Origin of the sequence: Paraburkholderia sp. (assembly GCF_035501035.1) — a bacterium.
Lineage (GTDB): Bacteria > Pseudomonadota > Gammaproteobacteria > Burkholderiales > Burkholderiaceae > Paraburkholderia.
Genome location: NZ_DATJWR010000084.1, coordinates 24,084 through 30,475 on the forward strand (window position 1 = coordinate 24,084; position 6,392 = coordinate 30,475).

The following is a 6,392-nucleotide window of genomic DNA, read 5'->3' on the forward strand; positions in this document are numbered from 1 at the left end:
CCATGTACGAAAGCGATTTCGCCGATTTGCCCGCCACTGCCACGCGCGACGCGCTGCGCATCGAATACCGCTGGATCGGCACGCCCGGCGCCGACGCGCCGCTCGCCGTGTTCCTGCACGAGGGCCTCGGCTCGATCGAGATGTGGAAAGACTGGCCGGCCGCGCTCTGCGCGCGTCTCGGCATGCGCGGGCTCGTTTATTCCCGGCCGGGCTACGGCCGCTCCACGCCACGCCCGAACGGCGTGAAATGGCCCGTCGATTTCATGGCCCGGCAAGCGCGAGACGTCTTGCCCGCGCTGCTCGACACGCTCGGCGTGAGCGCCGCCGAACGCGCGCGCATGTGGTTGATCGGTCATAGCGACGGCGCTTCCATCGCCCTGCTCTATGCCGCCGCCTTTCCCGCCGCGCTCGCGGGCGCGGTGGCGATCGCGCCGCACGTGTTCGTCGAAGACATCTCGGTCGAAAGCATCGCCGAGGCAAAGGTTGCGTACGAAACCACCCGCCTGCGCGAGAAGCTCGCACGCTATCACGACGATGTCGACTCCGCGTTCTACGGCTGGAACGACATCTGGCTCGATCCGGCCTTCCGGGCCTGGAATATCGTCGGCGAGTTGGGCGCGATTCGCGCGCCGCTGCTCGCCGTTCAGGCCTTCGACGACCACTACGGCACCATGGCGCAGGTAGAAGCGATCGGCGCGGCCGTTGCGCACGCAAGCATTCACACGCTCGCGCAGGGCGGCCACTCGCCGCATCGCGACGCGCCGGGGCCCCTCGACGAAGCCATCGAGCAATTCGTTTCCGCGCAGCGCAAGCCGGCGGCCTGAAGGCCGGCGGGAGCGGCGGGAGCGTCCATCGTCTGCCAGGCGCTTGTTGGTCCCTCGGTGGCTCCGTTGTCGGCCGGCTTCTCGGCCCCGTCGCCGGTCCGCGTTGCACCCCGTCGTCGCCCTGTCGTCGCCCCTGTCGGCGCCCTATCGTCGCCCCGTTGCCGGCCCCTGGTTGCGCTTGGTGCCCCCTCCAGCGGCCCCATGCGCGACTAGTCTGCCCCGCCCGGCGGCCTACTGCGCAACCAGGCCTGCCGCCCCATCCGTCACACCCACCCAGTTCCGCGAGGCGCTCTCATTGCCCCATCGCACCGGCACACCGCCCCCGTCCATCGGAATCGCCGCGCAAACCATAACACGCACACCCAGGCGCCCCATAACGCCAAAATCGATGCATGGCGCATGGATTCACCCCCGTCCAAAGCGCCAAAGCGCCTCTGGAGTCCATGCCTGCTCGTGGGCGCAATCCTTTGGTGCTATTGTCTTTCTTTGCCGCGGCGGCGAGGGGGTCCGACCACGCCAGCCCGCCGGCGAACGGGGAAGCACTGCGAGACGAAAGAAGACCGGCCGGACCGCGCGCGCCGGCCAGAACGATGAGCGATTCCACCCTGATGAACGTTTCGAGAATCTCGGTGCGGCTGAGGCGAGCCTGGGCGTCGATGCGTCCGCGCTTCGTGCGCGCCTTCGCGCCCGCGCTGCGCAACCTGCAATACGTGAAGCGCCGCATGCGCCCGCTCGCCATCGTGGCGAGCGTGGGCTTTCCGCTTTACTACTACGTCTGGAAAGACCTGTTTCCGCAGCCGTATGAAAACCTCACGCTACGGCTGATCGGCTCACTCCTGTTCCTGCCGATTCTCGCGTTCGAGCGCTGGCCCGCGCCGCTCAAGAAGCTGCTGCCGTGGTACTGGTACTGCGCCACGCTCTATGCGCTGCCCTTTTTCTTCACTTTCATGCTGCTCAAGAACAGCGGCAGCGAAGTGTGGGTGGAAAGCGCGCTGATCGCGGCGTTCGTGATGGTGCTGCTGCTCGACTGGCTCATGCTCGTGCTGCAGTTCCTCGTGGGTATCGGCCTTGCCGTGATCGCGTACTGCCTCACCACCGACCCCATCGTGCTCGGCCCGAACTACCTGATCCATCTCGCAATCTTCTCGTTCGCCGTGGCGATCGGCGCGCTGGCCAACTACGATCAGGAGCGCATCCAGATCGAACAGGAACGCGCCATGCTGGCTACCGCGGGCAGCGTCGCGCACGAGCTGCGCACGCCGCTCGTCGCGATACGCGTGGGCGCCGCGGGCCTCATGCGCTATCTGCCCGCGCTGCTCGACACCTACCAGCTCGCCCAGCGAAGCCGTTTGCCCGTGCCCAAGATACGCGTGGCGCATCTGCATTCGATGCAGGGCGTGGTGAGCCGCATCGAGCAGGAAGCACTGCATTCGAATGCCATCATCGACATGTTGCTCGCCACGGCACGCTTCACGGGCGGAAACATGCAAAACGCAACGACGTGTTCGATCGTGAATTGCGTGGAAACCGCACTCGCGCGCTTTCCGTTTCGCGAAGGCGATCGCCGCCGCGTATTTTGCAATTTGCGCCCCGATTTCGAATTTCACGGCTCGGAAATGCTAACCGTTCACGTCCTGTTCAATTTGCTCAAAAATGCGTTCCGGCACATGGGAAGTATTGACGGAGCGCAAATTTCTATTCGTCTCGAATCAGGGCAAAGGGCCAATAAGCTGATTTTCAGCGATACGGGCACCGGTATTTCTCCTGAAGTCTTGCCGCATATCTTCACACGCTTTTATACTTCGACAACCGCCACCGATGACGTATCGCTCGGAGCAGGAATCGGGCTGGCATTTTGCCGCGATGTCATGCAAGCGATGGGAGGGGCAATAACCTGCTCTTCCGTGAAAGGCGAATATACCGAGTTCGTTTTGACATTTCCCGCGCTATGACGAAAACCATCCAGCCGTTCTCGTATCCGACCACCGTCGCGTTTGTCGACGACAGCGCCGCGTTCCTCTCGAACCTGAGCCTGCAGCTCGAGCCCGACCTGGCCTTCCGCCTCTTCAGCTCGCCCACCGAGGCGCTGAAGTTTCTCAATGGCCGCTCCGCGCAGGAGCAGGCGGCGGAGCCCATGTTCGGCCCCTATCTCGACCGTACCGAGGAAAACGACGCGCATCAGGTCATCGCCATGCGCGTCGATGCCATTCGCAGCCTCGTGCACAACCCGGCGCGCTTCGAGTCAGTTTCGGTCGTGGTGGTCGATTACGACATGCCGGAGCTGAACGGCCTGGAATTCTGCCGCCGCATTGGCGACCCGTCGATCAAGAAGATCATGCTGACCGGCAAGGCCGACGAGCACGTGGCCGTGAGAAGCTTCAACGAAGGCCTGATCGACCGCTTCATACGCAAGCACGAAGTCGATGCAGTGGAAACCCTGAACCAGGCGATCCGCGATATGCAGCGCGCGTATTTCGACCGCTGCTGCAACACGGTGCTCGATGCGCTCGCCGTTTCCGAATACGCCTTCCTCAAGGATCATGCGCTCGCCGCGCACGTGAAGGGCATTGCCAATTCATTGCGCATAGTCGAGCACTACCTCTCGTACCAACCGCACGGACTCCTGATGTTCGACGGCGTCGGCACTGCGTATCTGCTCGTCATTCACACGGAGGAATCGCTGCGCGGCGTGCGCGAAATCGCCATCGAACAGGGCGCGCCCGAGAGCTTCCTCGCGGAGCTCGACAGCCGTCGCAGCCTGCCCTATTTCTGGCGCACCGAAGGCTATTACCCCGCGCAGTGCACGGACTGGCAGCCCTATATGCACGCTGCATCGGAATTCCAGGGCGACCGGCGCTACCTCTATGCGATCGTGAAGAAGCCCGCGGGGCTCGCGCTCGACGCTGTCGTGTCCTACGAGAAGCACCTCGACCAGCTCGATCGCGAGATCCAGGCGGCGTGGGATTCACCCTGAACTGCAAGCCCTTTCAGGCATTCCCGATTCGGGTTCACCCCACGCCAAACGCTGTCTCGCTCCAAACCGCCTCGAGCACTTCAGGCTCAGGCCGCGACTGCCACCATCGGCATGTTCACCACGGCCTGCGGCGCGCGCACGCGCCCACGGCCCGCATTGCGCTCGTTGCGGCGCGTGGACGGCCAGTTCCACATCTGCACCTCATCGCGAATTTCCTCGCACACGTCGACAATGCGCTCGAGCTCTTGCGCACTCAGCGCCGCGTTGATGGAAAGCCGCACGAGCGAACGGTTCTGCGCGGTGGCGGGCGCGCAGAACACCGAACCGAAGACGCCACGCGCTTCGAGCGCATCGCGCAGCACGATCGTCTGCGGCTCCGGGCCTGCTTCGAGCGCGATGATCTGCGTTTCGCTGCCGTTCAGGTTGTAGCCGAGCTCGGCCAGCCGCGCGCGCACATAGCGCGCGTTGGCCGCAACCCGCGTACGGCGCCAGTCTTCGCGCTCGATCACGTCGAGCGTCGCCGCAAGGGCCGCCGTTTCATGGGGCAGCAGCGTCGAGCTGAAGATGGCCGGCAGCGCCTCGCACTTGAAATACTCCTGGAAGCGGCGCGAGCAGCTGATGATCCCCGCACGCCCAGCAAACGCCTTCGCGAGGCTCGCCGTGCGGAAATGCACGCGGTCGATGAGCCCCAGTTCGGCTACGAGCCCCGCGCCATGCGGGCCATGCGTGCCGAGCGAATGCGATTCATCGACGACCAGCACGCAGCCATGCTCGGTGCATACGTCCGCGATGGCCGCGAGCGGCGCCACGCTGCCGTTCGTGCTGTACACCGAATCGACGATCACGATGCCCGCCCCGTAGCGCTGGATGCGCTGCTCGAGATGATCGACATCGTTGTGGAAGAAACTGATCGCGCGCGCCCCGGCGCTGCGAATGCCTTCCCACAGCGACATATGGGCCATCATGTCGACATACACGGGCGTCTGCGCACTCGCAATCGACTGGATGAGGCCCGTATTGGCCGCAAAGCCAGACTGGCACAGCACACTCGCCTCGGCCCCCATGTAGGCCGCAAAGCGGTCTTCGAGCACGAGTTGCGGGCAATCGTCGCCGTGCAGGAACACACCCGACATCAGCAGCCCGTTGCCTTCCGAGCGGATACTCATGCACATTGCATCGAGAATCTCGGGGTGCCGCGCGATCGAGAGGTAATCGTTACTGGAAAGATGCAAGGCGTCGATATCCGCTACGCGCCCCTTCATGATGTGCCCCCCGGCCCAGCTATCCTGCACGCGTTCCGTGTAGTAGCGGTCGACACGTGCTGCGAGGAAGGCGGGCAATGCCGCGTCGTTGTTTTGTGCGCTACGCCAGTTGCTGCCAATTTTCATCTCAGGCTCCTTGTGGTTGAAGGCCGCCCCCGGAGACTTGTCTGCTCAGAATGTTTTCCGGGAGGCAGATCCGTAATGCACCCGTAGCGGAACGTCACGCACGATGAGGCATGGCGTGAGCGCGCCGGCAACGGGCTTTTGAATGAGGGTATTGCAATGACTGGCGAGCGCGTGAGTCGCGGCGCGCGGAGGGAGGCGGTCCCGGCCGGCGGCGCCAGAGCGCGCTTGAGTGCGATGCGAATTCACGTACGAAGGCACGTGTGAATTCGAAAACCAATGCGGGCGCCGGGCGCCAGGAGCAGGTGCCTTCATGTCCACACGAATCCCGCTTCGCGTGATCGTCACTGGTTACAAGGGGAGAGGCGCCTGCCCGAAAATTCGAGGCGCGCCACGAAGGCCATCGAGGCCATGCACGTCATGCAGTGAAAAAGGCTTCACAGTACATGGAACGTCAGTCGCGCCTTTGATAATTATCGTTTAAAAACAGCGGCGTTATGCCGTTCATGTTGCGTAACTATGCGTTTCGAATGGAGAATCGACAAGGTTTGAGTATCACGCCGCGAAAATGCGCGATGCGCTCATTCATAACGCATAGCGCGGTTCGCGGTTCGCGATACGCGACGCGAGCGTGAAGCGTCAGGCGGCAACCACGCGGTCGCGCCCGCGCGCCTTGGCAACATAAAGTGCCGTGTCGGCACGCGCCATCAACGCGGCGAGCGTGTCCTCCTCCCGGAGTTCATCCACGCCCGCGCTGAACGTGAGGCCTCCGTGGCCGCCTTCTTCGGGTTCAAACGTGCTCGCATCGGCGCTGCAACGTACGGAGAGGGCTAAAACGCGCAATTCGTCGAGGCGTGCGACGGCCTCCTCGCGTGCCACGTCCACGAAAAACAAGGCGAATTCCTCGCCTCCCAGGCGCCCGAATACGTCCGAAGCGCGCACGCCGCCCTTCACGATCCGACCGAACTGAGCAAGCACGCGGTCACCCGCCGCGTGCCCGTAGCGGTCGTTGATCGACTTGAAGTGGTCGATGTCGACGATGGCGAGCGTGACCCGCTGGCCCGCGCCGCGCGCGGCTTCGAGCAACGCCCCCGCCTGCGCGAGAAAGGCGCGGCGCGTAAGGGCGCCGGTCAATTCGTCCTGGTTCGCAAGACGCTCGAGCCGCTCGGCCATGCGGTCGTGCGCGAGCAGGACCATGCCGATGGAGAG

The 6,392-nt window shown here is 64.0% G+C and carries 5 protein-coding genes; 3 read left to right on the forward strand and 2 right to left on the reverse strand.

Annotated features, from left to right (window positions below; genetic code table 11):
- Window positions 1-2 precede the first annotated feature (2 nt).
- The 3 genes from VMJ11_RS06085 to VMJ11_RS06095 all read left to right on the forward strand — a co-directional run bounded on the left by VMJ11_RS06085 (window position 3) and on the right by VMJ11_RS06095 (window position 3,798).
- Window positions 3-824, forward strand: a complete 822-nt coding sequence (locus VMJ11_RS06085; RefSeq protein WP_325617972.1) for an alpha/beta hydrolase — start codon at window positions 3-5, stop codon at window positions 822-824.
- A gap of 590 nt (window positions 825-1,414) precedes the next feature.
- The gene (locus tag VMJ11_RS06090) at window positions 1,415-2,776 is read left to right on the forward strand and encodes a HAMP domain-containing sensor histidine kinase (protein WP_325617961.1); all 1,362 of its coding nucleotides are present in this window, start codon (window positions 1,415-1,417) and stop codon (window positions 2,774-2,776) included.
- The gene (locus VMJ11_RS06095; protein WP_325617963.1) at window positions 2,773-3,798 is read left to right on the forward strand and encodes a response regulator; all 1,026 of its coding nucleotides are present in this window, start codon (window positions 2,773-2,775) and stop codon (window positions 3,796-3,798) included. Before VMJ11_RS06090 ends, VMJ11_RS06095 begins: the two co-directional genes overlap by 4 nt.
- Window positions 3,799-3,884: 86 nt before the next feature.
- Here VMJ11_RS06095 and cqsA read toward each other — a convergent pair whose 3' ends face one another.
- Entirely contained in the window at window positions 3,885-5,186 is a 1,302-nt protein-coding gene (gene cqsA, locus VMJ11_RS06100; protein WP_325617965.1) for an alpha-hydroxyketone-type quorum-sensing autoinducer synthase, read from the reverse strand.
- Window positions 5,187-5,822: 636 nt separating this feature from the next.
- Window positions 5,823-6,392 (reverse strand): GGDEF domain-containing protein (locus VMJ11_RS06105; protein ID WP_325617968.1); only part of this gene is annotated, 570 nt, incomplete at its 5' end.